Genomic DNA, 19,384 nt, shown 5'->3' with positions numbered 1-19,384 from the left:
TTTTATCTTAATAAATACTTCTATCTATTTATTCATTAAGCCAAATTTGTGATGAATAAATACCTTTCTTTCCAGAAACAAATACACTTATAATACAAACTAATAGTGCAAATATTATATTTGTTGAACCAAAAAGTTCTAAATACATTAGAAATGATGCAAGTGGTGTCTTTGTTGCTCCTGAAAACACCCCTACTAATCCAAGTGCAGAACAAACTGCAAGTGGTAATCCTATAAAGCCTGCAAGTGTTGATCCTAAAGTGGCCCCTATTACAAAAAGTGGAGTTACCTCCCCACCTTGATATCCAGCTCCTAGACATAAAGTTGTTAATAAAAGTTTTATTATAAACGCAAAATTACTATAATTTTTTGTAAATGTTCCTGTTAATAAACTTAAACTTAAATTGTTATATACTCTATTGCCTATAATTAAAGTAGCAATAACCATCAATGAACCACCAACAAATATTTTTAAATACTTATTTTTAAAATATTTGTTTAAATACTTCTTAAAAACTCCAGTCATAAAAACAAATAATTTACTTGCAAGTCCAAAACAAATTGCAATTATTATTATCTTAAAGATACTTGTAATTGATATCGTATCTATTTTTATCATATCAAATGTAGTATGCTTAACCTTTAAAATTCTAACTACATAATCACCAACTATAGCCGCAGCTATGGCTGGCAACATGGCACTATATTTTAAATAACCAATGTTAGATACTTCTAATGCAAAAACTGTTCCAGCAAGTGGGGTTCCAAATACAGAAGAAAATCCAGCTGAGATTCCACTAATAACTAATATTTTCTTTTCTTCTTTATTACATTTAAACATATAAGATAATGAGCTACCAAAAGAGCCCCCAATTTGAACTCCACTCCCCTCTCTTCCAACAGATCCACCAAATAAATGTGTAAGTATTGTTCCGAGAAAAACTAAAGGAGCCATAATAAAATTAATTTTTTCATCACTATCATTAATGTTTTCAATTAGCAAATTATTTCCTTTCTGTGCATTACCACCAAATTTACTATATAAAAATGTCATAAACATACCTGATATAGGTAATATAAAAATAAGGCAATAATACTTTAAGTTTAAATCTATAGCTTTTTTGAGTAAAATCAAAAATAAGCCAATCATCAAACCAGAAGATAAACCTATAATTAAAGCAATTAAAGTTAATTTTATAATAGTAAAATTTTCGATTTTATTATTAAGTATTTTCTCATTATTATTTTTCATATATTTCTCATCCTTTGTGATCTATTCTAAGTAAATATACTGAAATACTAATAAAACATATTTACTAAATAACCTAATAATTTTATATTGCCCAACTAATTATTTAACTAACCGTAATCCTTTAATAATATAAATTTATAAAAAATGATGATATATTTTATAGAAGGTATTACACTTTTCTATTTATATCATCATTTTTATTGTTTAAATTTTCATATTATAATTATAATAATGTCGTTAATTCGCTTATATAATTAATAATTAAATTTGCATTTTTAAGTTCATTAGTTTCTCCAAATCCATAATTACATCCTATAGACAATTCATTATGAATAATTGAAATTTCTATATCTACAAACCTATCTCCAATTATTAAAAAATCCCCATTATATTTCTCTTTTATAATTTTAAATATCTCATATTTAGGAATAAAATCAAACTCTTCTGTACAATAAAATTCTGTAAAATACTTATCTAAACTAAATATTTCCTTATGTCTATTCATGTATTCTAATTTACAATTACTTAGAAATATTAAATTATATCCTTTATTCTTTAAATAATTAAGAACATCTACTGTACCTTCATATAATTCAGCCTCATTTTCATTAATATGCTTAATCATATTCGAACCGATAATATTGCTACATTTAAGTTTTTCATCTTCTTTTAAATTAGGCATAAAAGAATTCCACATATCAATGCTACTAAATCCTAGCCATTTACTAATTTCTTTATCAGTAAACTCTTTAGCTGGAGCTTGTCCTGATTCTATAAGATAATTATAAGCTTCTCTAAAAGCAGGTGCATATATTTTTATACTATTATGAAGAGTTCCATCATAATCAAAGACTATATTTTTTATATTTTTAAATTCTTTTGAATTAGTATTTTTAACTTTATCCATAATATTAAAAATTCTTTTTATCTCTAAAATTGCTTTAATAAGTTCGCCATTTCAATAGCAGTTACTGCAGCATCATAACCTTTATTACCTGCCTTAGTACCAGCTCTTTCTATAGCTTGTTCAATTGTGTCTGTAGTTAAAACTCCAAAAATAACTGGCTTTTCAGTAGCTAATGAAACTGAAGCAATTCCCTTTGAAGCTTCTGCACAAACATAATCAAAATGAGGTGTTGAACCTTTTATAACTGCTCCTAAACATATTACTGCATCATACTTTTCACTCTTTGCCATCTTTTTAGCTACTAATGGAATTTCAAAAGCACCTGGTACCCAAGCCACTTCTATATTATCTTCTTCTACCCCATGTCTTTTTAACCCATCTAAAGCTCCACCTAATAATTTTGAAACTATGAATTCATTAAATCTACCTACTACTATTCCAACTTTAATTCCTTGTGCTACTAAATTTCCTTCTATAAATTTCATCTTTCATTCCTCCACTTATTATGATTATTTATTTTTAATATATTTAATTGAACTTTTATATTAACATTAAAGTAAATCTTTAAACTTTTATTACAATGCTTTATTTAACGTTAAATTTTGCTTTATATTTATAAAAGTTATTAAAACTTAAGCATATGATCTAGTTTTTGTTGCTTAGTTTTTAAATAAAACTCATTATTTTCATTATGATTCATTTGAATTGCTATTCTTTCAACTATTTCAATATCATAACTACTTAAACCTGTAATCTTTCTTGGATTATTAGTCATTAATTTTAATTTTCTTACACCTAAGTCTTTAAGAATTTGTGCACCTATACCATAATCTCTCATATCTGCTGGGAAACCTAACTTAATATTAGCTTCTACAGTATCATATCCCTTATCTTGAAGTGCATAAGCCTTTAACTTATTAATAAGACCTATACCTCTTCCTTCCTGTCTCATATATAAAAGAATTCCTTTTCCTTCCTCTGCAATTCTTCTCATGGCAGCATCATATTGCTCACCACAATCACATCTTTTTGAACCTAAGGCATCTCCAGTTAAACATTCTGAATGAACTCGCGTTAATACTGGTTCATCTTCACTTATCTCACCTTTTACTAATGCTACATGATGTTCTCCATTTAACTTATTTACAAAACCATACATTTTAAAATCACCATATTTAGTAGGCATTTTTATCTCTACAACTCTTTCTATTAGCTTTTCATTACTTCTTCTATATGATACTAAATCTGCTATAGTAATTATTTTTAAATTATGTTTCTTTGCAAAATCCATAAGTTCAGGTGTTCTTGCCATAGTTCCATCTTTACTCATAATTTCACATATAACACCTGCTGGCTCAAAGCCTGCAAGTCTTGCTAAATCTACAGCAGCTTCTGTATGTCCAACTCTTTTTAAAACTCCGCCTTCTTTAGCTATTAATGGGAAAATATGTCCTGGTCTTCTAAATTCTAATTCATCATTACTTTCTAATACACTTTTAATAGTTAATGCTCTTTCAAAAGTTGAAATACCTGTAGTAGTGTTAATATGATCAATAGATACTGTAAATGCAGTTTCATGATTATCTGTGTTATGCTCTACCATTGGATGTAAATTTAAAGCTCTTGCTCTATTTTCTTCAATAGGCATACAAATAAGCCCTCTTCCAAAAGTGGCCATAAAATTAATACTTTCTGCAGTAACCATTTCAGCAGCCATTAATAAATCGCCTTCATTTTCCCTATCTTCATCATCTATTACTACAACTAATTTTCCTTTTTTAATATCTTCTATTGCTTCTTCAATGCTATTAAACTTATACATAAAAATCACTCCTTATTTTTTAATAAAATATTACATATAACTCTTAACTTTAATTTAAACCTACTCTAAATTATTTTCTTTACTAAAATCCATTGTTTTTTAGAAATTCTTCAGTAATTGAACTTTTATTTTCGTTATTTTTTTTAATATCAAAACCTAAAAGCTTCTCCACATATTTACCTATTAAATCACATTCAAGATTTACACTATCTCCAACTTTTTTATTTAGCAATGTTGTTTCTTTTGCTGTATGTGGGATTATTGAAACTTTAAAACAATTATCATCTATATAGGCTATAGTTAAGCTTACTCCATCTATAGTTATTGAACCTTTATAAACTACATATTTTAAAATATCTAAAGATGCTTTAACTGTAATCCAAACTGCATTATCTTCTTGTATAAATGATGTAATAATTCCAATTCCATCTATATGCCCACTAACAATATGACCACCTAGCCTAGTTTCAAGATTTAAAGCTCTTTCTAAATTTACTTTACTACCTATATTGAGCTTACCAAGATTACTCTTCCTTAAAGTTTCTGCCATAACATCAACTTCAAAAATATTTCCACTTATACTTGTTACCGTAAGACATACTCCATTAGTTGCAATACTGTCACCTAGTTTAGTTTTATCTAAAACCTTACTACCTCTAATTAATAGCTTTGAAGATTTTTCTCCCCTTTTAATTCCATCAATTACCCCAATTTCTTCAACTATACCAGTAAACATCTAAGATTCCTCTCTTTCTATATATCCCTCAATCAATATATCTTCACCAATAAACTTTGAGGTTAAATCATTTATTTTAAAGGCATCTTTCAAGAAGTCTATTCCAGTACCTCCAACAGGCCCTTTAGAATTTAAACCTCCAATTATTTTAGGTGCTATATAAACTTGTATTTTATCAACTATACCTTCTTGTAAAGCTGAATAATTTAAAGTTGCTCCTCCTTCTAAAAGTACACCATCAATATTTAACTTTCCTAATTCCTTCATGAGATTGTTTAAGTTCACTTTTTTATTTCTAATGTTATTATTTTCATACTCTTTATCATCACTAATCTTTAAAACAGTTACACCTAAGGCTTCTAATTTTTTCACTTTTTCTTCAATAGCTTCTTTTTTAGTAGCCACAATGGTCTTTGCTTCATCTTGATTTTTTAATACCTTTGAATTTAATGGTATTTTAAGAGTACTATCTACTATTATTCTTATTGGATTTCTACCATTTTCTAATCTGCAAGTTAACTCTGGATTATCAATTATTACAGTATCTACTCCAACCATAATAGCCTCTAATTCATTTCTTAAGTTATGAACCTCATTTCTAGCTTTTTCTCCTGTAATCCATTTTGATTCACCTCTTGACGTTGCTATTTTACCATCTAGTGACATTGCTGTTTTTAGTACTACAAAAGGTTCATTCTTAGTAATGTACTTAATAAAAACCTCATTTAATTTTCTACATTCTTCTTCTAAAACTCCAACAGTAACTGTAATTCCTGATTTTTTTAGCTTTTCTATTCCTTTTCCTGCTACTAATGGATTAGGATCAATCATTCCAATAACAACTCTAGAAATTTTATTTTCTATTATTCTTTCTACACAAGGGGGGGTCTTTCCATAATGAGAACAGGGTTCTAAAATTACATACATAGTTGCCCCTGTTATATCTTCTTTAGCATCTAAAAAAGCATTTACTTCTGCATGAGCTTTCCCATATTCCTTATGATACCCTCGTCCAAGTATCACACCATCCCTTACAATAATAGCTCCAACTAATGGATTAGGATTTACCTTCCCCTTTCCTTTTTTAGCTAACTGTAAAGCAATATTCATATAAAACTTATCCAATTTTTTCACCTCCATTTAACAATTATTTATAATTTAAAATTTAAATAAATCTTTAAGTAAAAAAATAAGCCCTGAGAAAACACTCAGGGCATTATATACATATTATACACATATTTACTATAAGTTTCTAAAAAAATAACTCTTAAATACTATGTTTAAAAAAGTTATAATAATAAGCTTATTAATAAATATATGTAACTTGTAAAGTAAGCTAACTTAAAAATAAAAATGCTCTGAAATATATAATATTTCAGAGCATGAATAACACTAAGATAATATAGCTAAATAAGATTACTATACTTTTTATTTATCTTCTTTCATCCAGACTTTACTGTCGGCCTCGGAATTTCACCGAATCGTGCTTAAATTAGCTCGCGGGCTTTACCGCCGGTAGGGAATTTCACCCTGCCCTGAAGATTTATTAAATTTTATATTTTATATAATACATTTTTTAACAAGTTTTGTCTATAGTTTACTAAAAACTTTTATATATTTTACATTAAACTTTTTTTCTATTTCTTCATATTATGAATTATAAAGTAATATAGACTATTTAGTAATCTATATAATTAAACTTAGGAGGAAATTTAATATGACAAATTTTGATAATATGATGAACAATATGTGCTGCAATTTCGATGATAGAATAGAGGATATGTGCTGCAACTTCGATGATACAATGGATGACATGTGCTGTAGACATTCTGATATGGATGATGATTGCCCTAACCACGATAACTGTAATCGTTCAAATTTTAGAACTACTATAAGAACAGAATTTATTATAAAGGCAAGTCCTCAAACAATATGCAATGTTTTACAAGAATTATGTGGTCAAGAAGTTAGAATTGACGGTTATTCAATACAATCAATATGTGATGGATGCTCAGTTTTTAGATTTGTTGTAGGTGACTCTGATTGTCAATCAATTACTGATATTCAACTTGCAAGATCTATACTATGTGACCTTTCTATCCAATATTTAGAAGATGCAATTATAAAAGTAACTTCAAGAGATAGATCATCATTAGAATTAGCAAAACTTTATTGTGCATTACAACGTAAATCACATGTAAATGCTTCTTATCCAGCTAGGACATGCGGGTTATATTTCCAAGCAGATCCAATTGAAGATGCATTAAATGCTCTTAAAGGTGGAATTTGTCAATAATATTTTATTAAAAATAAAACCATCTCTATAATAGTCTCTAAAATAATTTCTTAAAATAATCTCTAAATTAATAATTTGAGATTATAAAAAAAGTGGATTCTAATAAAATCCACTTTTCTTATATACTAAATTATATTTATACTATAAGTATCTATTTATTATTTTCTCTTCTTCTTTAATGAGAATGCTCCACCAATTAAAGATGTCATACCTACAAGTAATCCTACAACGCCTGCTGGATTTCCTGTTTGAGGAAGCTTTCCTGGTTTATTTTCTGGTTTTGCTTCTGGCTTAACCTCTGGTTTAACTTCAGGTTTTGCTTCAGGTTTTTCTTCTGGCTTCACTTCAGGTTTTTCTTCTGGTTTAACATCTGGATTCTCTCCTGGAGTTTCTTCAGGGTTTTCCCCTTCAGTATAATCTACATATACCTTAATAGCATTTTCTAATTGTTTATTTAGCTTAAATAGTTCTTCTCTAGAAGCACCATCTATTAAAGCATTTTCAACCTCAGTAGTAGCTGATTTTAATACATTTATAACTTCTTCTGATTTACCTTCAGTATTTGCTAATAACTCTTTTGCTTCTTCTAAAGTATTTTTTGCAATTTCTCTAATAGCTTCTAATGTAAAGTTTTCAGTTACTATTTCATATATTTCTGGTGTACCAGAACCATCTTGGAATTCTAAAGTTATAGAAATAATATCTTCTGGCTTTTCCATAGCAAACATATTGTAACCTTTATCTAAAATACCAAGCTCGATTCTTCTATCATCAGAAGTTCTTGCAATAACTTTTGCATTAGAAATTGTACTTTCATTTTGGAATATTTCAACTTTATTAACTAATGCTCCATCAAATATATTGTAAACTACCTTATCCCCACTATTAACTTCAGTACTTGGAATATATGAAGTTTGAATATTTTCATCCATTAAATTGTTTAATCTATGATTATCATCTACTGGTTTAACAGTTGATTCAAATACAACTTCAGCTTCTGGAGAGTTTACTGAGAAATCAGATACTCTAAGCCATGCATCAGTTCCTGCAGTTGCAGTCATTCTTATATATTTTGCATTAAAATCTAAATCAAACATTCTAAACTCTTCAGATACTTTTCCATTATAAAGTTCTGTCCAGTTTTCACCATCTAAAGAGTATTCAAGCTTACCTTCTCTTATTCTATCTGCACCGTAGCTTCTATCTCCAATGAATTGAATATTTCTTACATTAGTTATTTCTCCAAGATCTAATGTAAAATAATCTCCCGCCTTTAAAGCACTTGCTGAAATAAAGCTTGAGTCAAGATCTCCATCAACAATTGCATTTAAATCCTTGTAATTTCCACTACCATTTCTATTTGTTGTAACTGATTGTTCTGCTCTTCCTTCTATCACTACATCTATTGCAAAGTTTTTAGTAGATTTTTCTTCAGTAGAAACAAATCTTACTTGCTTAACAACTTGTGGTTTTTCTAAAGATAAAGTAGTTTCTCCAGCTACTTCTCCTAATACAAACCAATCCATTCCGTTGATTGTATATTCAACTTTTCCTGTAACAGCACTGTTAATATTTACTTCAGTTATATATTTATATTCTGGAAGTTCTAATCCTATAGTATCTCCCACTTTTAAAGCTACTTTTTCTGTATTAACTACTGAATTAACTTCATTTCTTTCATCTAAGATTTTATTATATTCAAAGTTACCTTCTACGTTAGTTCTAATTCCACTTATAGTATTTTTATTTACCATAAACTCTCTAACATATACTCTATTTTCTTGATCTTCTGTTGCTACATACTTAATATATCTAACACTTTCATTTAAATCTCCAATAAATACTTCTCTAAATGAATTATTTTCTAATACTGTTTTCCATTGAACTCCATCTACTGAAATTTGAATATTTCCATTCATAATTTCAGTATCATGAGATGTTCTTCCCATTAACATATAAATATTATTCAAGTTTTCAACTTGTCCTAAGTCTACAACTATTTCATCTCCAGCTGTAACATTTGCAGCAGATCTATATGCTGTAGTTAAATCACCATCAAACATATTAGCAACTTCATATGGAGATTTTCCATTATACCATTCTTCATACTTTAATGGTGAAATATTATCAGATACAGTTCCTGAATACGTATAAGTTTTAACCTCATCTTTTAATACACCTTCAAAGTACATAACGTCTGTTTTTGAATTTGCTTGCTTAACAAAATCATCTAATACAGTATCTGAAATAACTGCCTTTGATGCATTTAAAACATCTATTTGTCCTGAAAGTTCTGTTTTTAAATCCCACCATAATTTACTATCACCATTTAACATTGCTATAACCATATCAGCTGCAGTAGTTGCTGCTTCTGCATAATCAGTAAGCTTTTGTAGTTGTGGTGCAACTTCATCTAACATTGCTTGATGTAACTTTGATTGTGTATCTGCTACAGCTGATTTTATTGTTTCAAAGTTACCTTTTAAAATTTCTAATTCTTCTGCTGGAATTTGTTTATTATCAACCTTTTGCCAGAATGAATCCATTGTAGCTCTCATTTCTGGTGCATCTGCTCTACCTGTATCAAGTCTTGTAGTATGATCAGCAAATACTTTAAAGCTTTCTTTTAATTCTTCTCCAACTATATCAGCAATTGCATTATCCCATGCTTTATTATAGTCATATGCTTCTGTATTCCAAGAATAATCTGCACCTGTATGAAGTGTTATTTTTGATGCTTCAGCAAATTCCATTGGGTTCATTACAACTCCACCCATATAATCAGCTAAATCATTTCCTAAATTATATATTGGTCCTAAAGCTAACTTATTAACATTATAGTCATTTACCGGATAGTTCCACCATAAAAGCATATCTCTTCCGTAAAGATTATTTACCTTTTGTGCTTCCTCTGCTGTTACTGATTCTGACATAACCCATTCACCAGTCCACATAACTTCGATATCTTTATCTAAGTTTTCAGCAAATCCCTTAGTATATGGTTTAACCTCACCATCATTATACATTGATGCTCCCCAATATTGAGTTGGAACTGTTATTAGTGGCTTAACCCCTTCTTTAGTTTTAACAAATTCTGCATTAAATCTATTCATTATAGCAGCTTGTCCTTCTCCATCATCTGTGAATATATCATCCCAAAGAATAGCAAAGCTTCTAACACCCATGTCATATAGTGATTCACATTTATTTACAAGTGCTTGATAATCTTCTTCTGAATTTATATCTATGTCCTTACCTGGTGAAATTGCAAATACAAAATCAACTTTATTTTCAGCTGCTGTATTTATAAGCTCTTGCATTCTCTCCATTTCTTCTGCTGGATATGGTTCTCTCCATTGATCTCTGTGATATGGATCATCTTTTGGAGCATATATATACATGTTTAATTTATTTTCACCATAAAATTTAAATTGATCTAATCTATCTTCATGAGTCCATGGATTTCCGTAGAATCCTTCAACTATAGCTCTAATATGTTGACTTGGATAATCATTTACATAAACCTCTGGCACAACATTTTTATCATTTTCTTCTATTAATAATTGTTTTAAAGTTTTTACTCCATAGTAAGTACCAACTTCATCTGTTCCTTCTATAGCAATTGTTATTTTTCCATCTTCATCTTGTTTAGATGCAAGTACATAACCTTCATTAACATCTATTGATTCTGCACCTTCCTTGCCAATACTTGTAAGGAAAGTATCCATTTCCTCAATATTATCATCATCTTCTCCAATTATTATTGTAGCTGAATTTTCATCGAAATCATTATTAATTTCTATACCTAACTCTTTCAATGCTTGAACTAATTCTCTTATAGCATCTTCATCAGCTTGATCTTGTCCAATTATATTTACCTTTTCTGTAATAACAAATCCTTCTCCTGAAGCTTCAACATTATGAGGTGTAGGACTTATAGTTGGCATAGATACTTGTAGCTTTACTATCTCTTTTTCAGTATTAACAACATCTGCAAATGCATTAGTTGGTAAAATAGTAAATATGAATGATGTTGTAACTACTTTGGCTAAAATAGAATTTAATTTTGTTCTTTTCATTTCTTATCCCTCTTTCTAATAATTAGCTTTTATGATTTTAATACTTAATCCGGCTTTTTGTATAAAAAAAGCCATAACAAAAATATGCTATTACGCATAATTTTGTTATGGCTAATGCCCAAAATTTTCTTTGGTTACATGCCTTTTCAAATATTACAAAATCATTCTACTATGTAAACGTTGCTTTGTAAACAATTTCTCCAATTTTTATAAATTCATTATATATTTTTCTAGTTTAGTGAAAATTTTATCATTTCTACATTATATTTTTTAATAAAGTGTTATTATACTTTTTATTTTTTAATATAATATTAGTTTTATACAAGTTACTTTCTTTTTAAACTTTTTTCATAGTATAGATTATAAAATAAGAAGCCCATAGTAAGACTAAATACTCTTGCCATGAACTTTTATTATATTAACTTATATAATTTATTTTTATAAAATATCCATCATATTTTTACAAATATAGATTTAGATAAAATTCACTATAACTTATTCGACTATTTTTTTTATTTCTTCTAATTTTAATTTAAGCTCCTCTACTCTTTTTTTTATTGATTCATAACTATCTTCATTGCACACTTTCCTATTTTCACAAAAACCATATTGCATATAATGATCTATTCCTGATACAAAGCTCCCCTTTTCTACTGCTTTTGCTACATCTTTATTTAGTTCAAGATAAGCTCCCTCATTATATTCTACTGGAATAGGTGGAAGTGGTTTTCTGCCTTCTTTCTTACCATAGTCTACATAGTGTTTATATGGATTACTCTTATAGGTAGCACTATTAGCTACATCAGAGTATTTTTTCAAATACCAATTTGCAGAGAAAATATACATACTATAGTTCAGCTCCTTTTCTACATTTTCTGTAATTGTTAATTTATTTTTAAAGTTTATCCATCTACTCCAATTATTCTCTGACCAATTTGGACATATTTTTCTACTTGCATCGTAATGTCTTACTACATTACTATTAGAAATATTATATTTACCTTGTAAATATTTAACTAATTCAATGGCATTACTTTCTGTTGTACTTGAAACTATACCACTTAAATTACAACACATTTCAATAGAAATTGAGTTTTGATTAGTGATCCCATATACTTCATTACCATCACCAACAGACCATGCAGCATTTGAATCTTCTACTGATTGCCATATAGACGTATCATCTACAAAATAATGTGCACTAGCTTGTCTATCTCCATTATAGAAATAGTCAACATTATTTTTAGCTGTATCTCCTTTATTGGCAGTATAATGAAGAACTATATATTTAATGCTATTACTATTTCTACTTGAAAAGTTATAAGAGCTAATCTTCTTTTGTATAGATAACATAATATTCATCTCCTTTGATTTATATTATGAAAAGCTATAATATGTTGTTACTAATAAAAAGCATAGTTATTTATTATTTTTTAATTCGTCCTCACACTTTAGCATAAGTTCATCATATCTATCTATCTTTTTATCTAAATAATTAAGCGTACTCTGTAATTCTTCAAATTTTTCAACAATTTGTTTTCTTTGTTCAAATAATAATTGCTTTCTTGAAGCTATAGTATCATTTCCTTGTTGGAACAAAGTTACATATTCAATAAGAATTTCAATAGAAAGTCCTGCGTTTCTCATGCATTTTATAAAATTTACCCATTTACAATCAGTTTCTGTATAATCTCTATTTCCACTTTTATTACGATTAACTGGTGGAATTAATCCAATTCTTTCATAATAACGTAATGTATCTGTAGATAATTCATACTTTTTACTTACTTCTGTTATTGTCATTTACAACACTCCTTAATATTCTTTAACTTTAATTTTATTATATATTTCCTTACATATACAATAACACTTAGAGTTAACTCCAATTCAAGAATTTCTTTTGTTTATTTAAAATTTTTATTAGGATAAAAAATAACGAAGTTATCACTTAATTTATTAGGAATAACTTCGTTATTATCTGTATTATGCTTATTTTACTAAAAAATAAATTTAATGCTTATATTTATACTAAAATATATTTTAACCCATTAAATACTTATCAACAGCTAATGCAACATTTCTTCCCTCAGTAATTCCCCAAACAACTAGCGAAGGACCTCTTCTTGCATCTCCTGCAGTAAATACCTTAGATTTAGATGTTTTATAATCTATATCATTTGCATTAATACTTCCCCTAGCAGTTAACTCAACTCCTAAATCTTTAGCTATATAATCTTCAACTCCAGTAAACCCCATAGCTATTAAGACTAAATCTGCATTCCAAACTTTTTCTGAACCTTCAATTTCCTTAAGATTCATTCTTCCATTTTCATCTTTAACCCATTGTACATCAACAGTTTTAAGAGATTTAATATTTCCATGTTCATCACCAAAAAATTCTTTAACACTTGTTAAATATCTTCTTGGATCATGGCCAAATTTTGCAATATATTCTTCTTGACCATAATCAACCTTTAATATCTTTGCATATTCTGGCCAAGGGTTATTTTCACTTCTTTTTTTTGAAGGTTCTCCCATTATTTCAAATTGATTTACAGACTTACATCCTTGTCTAAGAGCTGTACCAACACAATCAGTTCCTGTATCTCCACCACCAATTACTATTACATCTTTATTAGTTGCTAAAATATCTTCACCTTTATTAAAATTTGAACCAATAACTCTCTTTGTATTGTTAGTTAGATATTTTACTGCAAAATGAATACCATTTAATTCTCTACCTGGCACCTTTAGATCTCTAGGTTTAGATGCACCTATAGTAACTACAATTGCATCATACTCTATGTCTAGTTCATTAAAAGTAACATCAATACCAACATTAACACAAGTTTTAAATGTTATTCCTTCCTCTTTAAGTATATTAACTCTTCTTTCTATAACACTCTTTTCAAGCTTCATATTTGGTATACCATACATCATTAGTCCACCCACATGGTCTTCTCTTTCATATACAGTAACACTATGACCTAATTTATTTAAAAAGTCAGCAGCTGCAAGTCCTGAAGGGCCTGATCCAATTATTGCAACTTTTTTTCCTGTTCTTACTTCAGGTGGATTTGCTTTAATTAGACCTTCACTAAATCCTTTTTCTATTAAATATTTTTCATTAGCTTTCACAGTAACTGATTGTCCATGCAGTCCACAGGTGCAAGCATTTTCACATAATGCCGGACATACTCTTGAAGTAAATTCTGGGAAGTTACTAGTTTTTAAAAGTCTTTCCAATCCAAGTTCCCATTTTCCTAAGTATATAAAATTGTTCCATTCTGGAATAAGGTTGTGAAGTGGACAACCTGTTGCCATTCCATTTAACATAATTCCAGATTGGCAAAATGGGACTCCACAGTCCATACATCTTGCCCCTTGATTTCTTCTTTCTTCTTCGCTAAGAGGTGTATCAAATTCATTCCAATGATTTATTCTATTTAGTGCATCCTCTCTACTACAATTTTTTCTACTAAATTCCATAAAACCTGTTGCTTTTCCCATGATAATACCTCCTTACATTACCTTTCTTGTCTTTTCATAAAAGGCATTAACTAAAGCTTCATCTCTAGTAAAACCTTTTTCTTCATTTATTTTAACAAGTTCTAAAACTTCCTTATAGTCTTTAGGTATTACCTTCTTAAATTTAGTTATATATAAATCAAAATCATCTAAAATAGTTTTAGCTTTTAATGAATTTGTAAGAGTATAATGTTCTGTAATTATATCTTTTAAAAACTCAATATCTTCATTATTTGGCTTTTCTATAATCACCATTTCTTTGTTTACTCTAGAATTGAACTTCTCATTTTCATCTAATACATAAGCAATTCCACCACTCATACCTGCGGCAAAATTTACTCCTGTTTCTCCTAATATAACAGCTTTTCCCCCTGTCATATATTCACAACCATGAGCTCCACATCCTTCATTTACAGCAATTGCTCCTGAATTTCTTACACAGAATCTTTCTCCTACAATGCCATTAAAGAATGCTTTACCTGATGTAGCTCCATATAATGCAACATTACCAACAATTATATTTTCTGATGCAATTATTTTACTATTTTTAGGCGGATATACAACTATCTTACCACCTGATAATCCTTTACCAACGTAATCATTACCATCACCTTCAACTTCTAAAGTTAAACCACTAGGTATAAATGCTCCAAAACTTTGTCCTGCAGCTCCTATGCCTTTAATCCAAATAGTATCTTCTTCTAATCCTTCTTCTTTATATCTTCTAGTAATTTCAGAACCTAAGATGGTTCCAAAAGTTCTATCTGTATTATGGATTTCAAGCTCTATTTTTACTTTTTCCTTATTATCTAAGGCTGGTTTTGCCAGATCTAAAAGCATTATTGAATCTTTAACTTCATTAAGCTTATGATTATACTTATTATTAGTATTAAATTTAACTCCATTTTCTGAATTAACTTGAGTTTTATCTAATACTAATGATAAATCGATTCTTTCAGCCTTCCAATTATTAAGCGTTTCTTTCTTCTTTAATTTATCTACTCTACCAACCATTTCATCTAAACTTCTAAATCCAAGCTTAGCCATATACTCTCTTAATTCTCTAGCAATAAACTCCATAAAGTTTACTACATACTCTGGTTTTCCTGTAAATCTCTTTCTAAGTTCTTCATTTTGAGTTGCAATACCAACTGGACATGTATCCAAATTACACACTCTCATCATTACACAACCTAACGTTACAAGTGGGGCAGTTGCAAATCCAAACTCTTCTGCTCCAAGTAATGCTGCTATTGCAACATCTCTACCTGTCATAAGCTTACCATCAGTTTCAACTCTAACTCTATCTCTTAAGTTATTCATAACAAGAGTCTGATGAGTTTCTGCAAGACCTAATTCCCATGGTAATCCTGCATGTTGAATAGAAGTTTTAGGAGATGCTCCAGTACCACCATCATAACCAGCTACTAAAATTACATCAGCACCAGCCTTAGCAACACCAGCTGCAACAGTTCCAACTCCTGCCTCTGAAGCTAGCTTTACAGAAACATCTGCATATATATTAGAATTTTTTAAATCATATATAAGCTGAGCTAAGTCCTCTATTGAGTAAATATCATGATGAGGTGGTGGAGAAATAAGACCAACAGCAGTTGTTGAATGCCTTGTTTTTGCAATCCATGGATATACCTTATTTGCTGGAAGTTGTCCACCTTCTCCTGGTTTTGCCCCTTGAGCCATTTTTATTTGTAATTCATCTGCATTAACTAGATACTCTGAAGTAACACCAAATCTACCTGATGCTATTTGCTTTATTTTAGATCTCTTAGAATCTCCATTTTCAAGTGGAATCCATCTTTCTCTATCTTCTCCACCTTCTCCTGTATTAGATTTACCACCTAATCTATTCATTGCTATAGCAAGAGTTTCATGAGCTTCCTTTGAAATTGAACCATAAGACATTGCACCTGTCTTAAATCTTTTTACAATTGAAGATACTGGTTCTACTTCTTCTAATGGAATAGGATTTTCCGTAAATTCAAAATCAAGTAATCCTCTTAAAGTTAAGCCTTCCTCTTCTTTATTTATCAATGAAGTATATTCCTTAAACTTTTTATAGTCACCTGTTCTTGTTGCTTGTTGTAACATATAAATAGTTACAGGATTGTAAAGATGTTTTTCACCTGCACTTCTTAATTTATCTCTACCGAAATTATCTAATTGGAAGTTTAGTTGTTTATATCTCTTATTATAAGCCTTATCATGCTTAGATAATGCTTCTTTTTCTATATCCTGTAAGTTTAATCCGCCAATTCTACTAATTGTATTTGTAAAATATTTATCTATTAAACTCTTATCTATACCTAAAGCTTCAAATATTTGAGCTCCTTGGTATGATCTAATAGTTGAAATACCCATTTTAGAAAGAATCTTAGTTATACCTTTAACAATAGCTTTATCATAATTATTTGTTGCTTCTTCATATGGAATTGTTATAATTCCGTCTTCAACCATTTCATGAATACATTCATAGGCTAAATATGGATTAACAGCTGTAGCACCATAACCTAAAAGTGTTGCAAAGTGATGAACTTCTCTTGGTTCTCCAGTTTCTATAATAATGTCTGCTAAGCTTCTAACACCTTTTTTTATTAAATAATTATTTACTGCTGCAACAGCTAATAATGATGGTATTGGAACATTAGCTTCATCAACAAATCTATCTGATAATACTAATACATTTGCTCCTTCATTAATAAGTTGAAGTGCTTCTCTACATAAATATTTTAGTGATATTTCTAAACTATTTTTTTTAGTTCTATCAAAAGTAATATCTAATGTCTTTATTTTATAGCCTTGTCCATCTAATGATTTTATTTTAACTAAATCTTTATTATTAATAATTGGATTTACTATTTCTATTTGTCTACAACTTTCAGGACAATCATCTAACATATTTCCTTTAGAACCTAAATAAACATTAGTAGATGTTACGATTTCTTCTCTTATTGCATCTATTGGAGGATTAGTTACTTGAGCAAATAACTGTTTAAAATAATTAAATAGTGGTTGATCTTTTAAAGATAATACTGCAAGTGGTGTATCAATTCCCATGGCTGCCATTGGTTCGTGCATATTTTGAGCCATTTCATATATATTAGTCTTTAAATCTTCATATCCATACCCAAAAGCCTTTTGATAAGTTGTTCTTTCATCCTTATCCATAAATTTCTGCTGATAATTATCTATATTTATACTTTTAAGTGTTGTTAATCTTTCATCTAGCCACTATTTATATGGATGCTCTAAGCTATATTGCTTTTTAAGCTCAGAGTCTTCAATTAATTCTCCTTTAACAGTATCTACTAATAAAATCTTTCCTGGCTCTAATCTTTCTTTTCTTACGACTCTTTCTTCATCTATGTATACTGCGCCAGTTTCTGATGAAAGATATAGATATCCATCATCTGTTACATAGTATCTAGAAGGTCTTAAACCATTTCTATCTAAAACTGCACCTACTTTATCCCCATCAGTAAATACTATAGATGCTGGTCCATCCCATGGTTCCATTATTGTTGAATTATATTTGTAAAATGCTTTTTTATCTTCATCTATATTTTTAGACTTTTCCCATGGTTCTGGAATTAACATTAATATTGATCTTGCTATATCTCTTCCACCCATATATAAAAATTCTAATACATTATCAAAGGTTGCCGAATCTGAACCTTCCTTGTTTATTATAGGTAATACTTCTTGTAACCTATCTTTAAAGACTTCTGATTTAATAGAACCTTCTCTTGAGTAAATCTTATTAACATTACCTCTTAAAGTATTTATTTCTCCATTATGAACCATTAATCTATTTGGATGTGCTCTTTCCCAACTTGGAAAAGTATTTGTTGAATATCTTGAGTGCACTAAAGCTATAGCTGATTTAAAATCCTTATCCAATAAATCATTGTAGAAAGTTCTTACTTGTGTAGATAATAGCATTCCCTTATAAACTATTGTTTTAGAAGAAAGTGAAGCTATATAAGTAGTACAATTATTTAACTTTTCTTCATCATTAAAAGCTTTTTCAATATTTCTTCTTAATATATATAAATCTCTTTCAAATTCCTTATTTTCTTTTATATCTTCTGGTTTATTTAATATAATTTGAATAATTTTAGGCATAGACCCTAATGCAGCCTTTCCTAAATTACTATAATCTACAGGTACATCTCTTAATAATAAAGTTTTATAGCCCTTATAAATTAAAACTTTATTTATTATATCTAGTGCTAATTTTCTTTTATCTTCTTCTATTGGAAGGAATAATACCCCAACTGCGTATTGTCCACTTTCAGGTAAAACAATATTTTCTTTTTTACATACCTTCTTAAAAAAGCTATGAGGTATTTGCATTAATATACCAGCACCGTCACCAGTATTTTCATCAGCTCCTGTTCCTCCTCTATGCTTTAAATTTTCTAAAATATCTAAAGCATCATTTATAACTTTATTAGATTTTTCCCCCTTTATACTTACTACTGCTCCTATTCCACATGCGTCATGTTCAAAACTACTATGATATAACCCCAAATTTTCTTTCATTTATAACGCTCCTTTATTTAATTAGTCTAATATTTGATAAAAAAATCTAAATATGAAATTAAATCACTTCATATTTTCAATTTTTATATTAATTTCATATTATTAACATTATATACAAATTATCATTAAATTTCAAATTTTTATTAACATTTTCATATAAATTTATAAACAAAATTAATCATTGCATTCTACAACCTTATT

General features: G+C 28.8%; 11 protein-coding genes, 1 pseudogene and 1 riboswitch. Of the genes and pseudogenes, 1 reads left to right on the top strand and 11 read right to left on the bottom strand.

Features of this window, described 5'->3' with window-relative positions:
* Nucleotides 1-28 precede the first annotated feature (28 nt).
* The 6 genes from HMPREF0216_RS03565 to ribD form a co-directional block, all read right to left on the bottom strand.
* On the bottom strand, nucleotides 29-1,252 hold the full coding sequence (locus tag HMPREF0216_RS03565; RefSeq protein WP_005211242.1) for a chloride channel protein: 1,224 nt from the start codon (nucleotides 1,250-1,252) through the stop codon (nucleotides 29-31).
* A gap of 223 nt (nucleotides 1,253-1,475) precedes the next feature.
* Complete coding sequence (locus tag HMPREF0216_RS03560; protein WP_005211241.1) at nucleotides 1,476-2,159, bottom strand: HAD family hydrolase; 684 nt, start codon at nucleotides 2,157-2,159, stop codon at nucleotides 1,476-1,478.
* Nucleotides 2,160-2,182: 23 nt separating this feature from the next.
* The gene (gene ribH, locus HMPREF0216_RS03555; RefSeq protein ID WP_005211239.1) at nucleotides 2,183-2,644 is read right to left on the bottom strand and encodes a 6,7-dimethyl-8-ribityllumazine synthase; all 462 of its coding nucleotides are present in this window, start codon (nucleotides 2,642-2,644) and stop codon (nucleotides 2,183-2,185) included.
* A 140-nt stretch (nucleotides 2,645-2,784) separates the two neighbouring features.
* Complete coding sequence (locus HMPREF0216_RS03550; RefSeq protein WP_005211237.1) at nucleotides 2,785-3,981, bottom strand: bifunctional 3,4-dihydroxy-2-butanone-4-phosphate synthase/GTP cyclohydrolase II; 1,197 nt, start codon at nucleotides 3,979-3,981, stop codon at nucleotides 2,785-2,787.
* Between the two features lie 82 nt (nucleotides 3,982-4,063).
* Nucleotides 4,064-4,717, bottom strand: coding sequence for a riboflavin synthase (locus HMPREF0216_RS03545; protein ID WP_005211230.1), 654 nt, complete (start codon nucleotides 4,715-4,717; stop codon nucleotides 4,064-4,066).
* Nucleotides 4,718-5,842, bottom strand: a complete 1,125-nt coding sequence (gene ribD / locus HMPREF0216_RS03540; RefSeq protein WP_040418751.1) for a bifunctional diaminohydroxyphosphoribosylaminopyrimidine deaminase/5-amino-6-(5-phosphoribosylamino)uracil reductase RibD — start codon at nucleotides 5,840-5,842, stop codon at nucleotides 4,718-4,720. It lies immediately after the preceding gene.
* A 305-nt stretch (nucleotides 5,843-6,147) separates the two neighbouring features.
* Nucleotides 6,148-6,264, bottom strand: a riboswitch (FMN riboswitch).
* Between the two features lie 170 nt (nucleotides 6,265-6,434).
* Between ribD and HMPREF0216_RS03535 the strand changes: the two genes are divergently transcribed.
* Nucleotides 6,435-7,013, top strand: a complete 579-nt coding sequence (locus tag HMPREF0216_RS03535) for a hypothetical protein (RefSeq protein WP_005211226.1) — start codon at nucleotides 6,435-6,437, stop codon at nucleotides 7,011-7,013.
* A gap of 158 nt (nucleotides 7,014-7,171) precedes the next feature.
* Here the strand turns inward: HMPREF0216_RS03535 and HMPREF0216_RS03530 are convergent, their stop codons facing one another.
* The 5 genes and pseudogenes from HMPREF0216_RS03530 to gltB form a co-directional block, all read right to left on the bottom strand.
* On the bottom strand, nucleotides 7,172-11,092 hold the full coding sequence (locus tag HMPREF0216_RS03530) for a beta-N-acetylglucosaminidase domain-containing protein (RefSeq protein WP_005211224.1): 3,921 nt from the start codon (nucleotides 11,090-11,092) through the stop codon (nucleotides 7,172-7,174).
* 495 nt (nucleotides 11,093-11,587) lie between these two features.
* Nucleotides 11,588-12,445 carry a peptidoglycan recognition protein family protein gene (locus tag HMPREF0216_RS03525; protein ID WP_005211221.1) on the bottom strand — a complete coding sequence of 286 codons (858 nt, stop codon included), beginning with the start codon at nucleotides 12,443-12,445 and terminating at the stop codon, nucleotides 11,588-11,590.
* A gap of 66 nt (nucleotides 12,446-12,511) precedes the next feature.
* Entirely contained in the window at nucleotides 12,512-12,895 is a 384-nt protein-coding gene (locus tag HMPREF0216_RS03520; RefSeq protein ID WP_005211219.1) for a MerR family transcriptional regulator, read from the bottom strand.
* 237 nt (nucleotides 12,896-13,132) lie between these two features.
* Nucleotides 13,133-14,602 (bottom strand): glutamate synthase subunit beta, encoded by a 1,470-nt coding sequence (locus tag HMPREF0216_RS03515; RefSeq protein ID WP_005211218.1) that lies wholly within the window; start codon nucleotides 14,600-14,602, stop codon nucleotides 13,133-13,135.
* 12 nt (nucleotides 14,603-14,614) lie between these two features.
* Nucleotides 14,615-19,183: pseudogene (gene gltB / locus HMPREF0216_RS03510) on the bottom strand (glutamate synthase large subunit).
* Between the last annotated feature and the right edge of the window lie 201 nt (nucleotides 19,184-19,384).

The organism is Clostridium celatum DSM 1785, from assembly GCF_000320405.1.
Classification (GTDB): Bacteria; Bacillota; Clostridia; order Clostridiales; family Clostridiaceae; genus Clostridium; species Clostridium celatum.
This window is presented reverse-complemented; position numbering and strand designations above follow the sequence as displayed.

Excerpts from the sequence above, each read along its gene's own strand:
- HMPREF0216_RS03565 (WP_005211242.1), bottom strand. The coding sequence starts at position 1,252 with ATGAAAAATAATAATGAGAAAATACTTAATAATAAAATCGAAAATTTT.
- HMPREF0216_RS03560 (WP_005211241.1), bottom strand. The coding sequence starts at position 2,159 with ATGGATAAAGTTAAAAATACTAATTCAAAAGAATTTAAAAATATAAAA.
- HMPREF0216_RS03535 (WP_005211226.1), top strand. The coding sequence starts at position 6,435 with ATGACAAATTTTGATAATATGATGAACAATATGTGCTGCAATTTCGAT.
- HMPREF0216_RS03550 (WP_005211237.1), bottom strand. The coding sequence starts at position 3,981 with ATGTATAAGTTTAATAGCATTGAAGAAGCAATAGAAGATATTAAAAAA.
- HMPREF0216_RS03515 (WP_005211218.1), bottom strand. The coding sequence starts at position 14,602 with ATGGGAAAAGCAACAGGTTTTATGGAATTTAGTAGAAAAAATTGTAGT.
- HMPREF0216_RS03520 (WP_005211219.1), bottom strand. The coding sequence starts at position 12,895 with ATGACAATAACAGAAGTAAGTAAAAAGTATGAATTATCTACAGATACA.
- HMPREF0216_RS03545 (WP_005211230.1), bottom strand. The coding sequence starts at position 4,717 with ATGTTTACTGGTATAGTTGAAGAAATTGGGGTAATTGATGGAATTAAA.
- ribH (WP_005211239.1), bottom strand. The coding sequence starts at position 2,644 with ATGAAATTTATAGAAGGAAATTTAGTAGCACAAGGAATTAAAGTTGGA.
- HMPREF0216_RS03530 (WP_005211224.1), bottom strand. The coding sequence starts at position 11,092 with ATGAAAAGAACAAAATTAAATTCTATTTTAGCCAAAGTAGTTACAACA.
- HMPREF0216_RS03525 (WP_005211221.1), bottom strand. The coding sequence starts at position 12,445 with ATGTTATCTATACAAAAGAAGATTAGCTCTTATAACTTTTCAAGTAGA.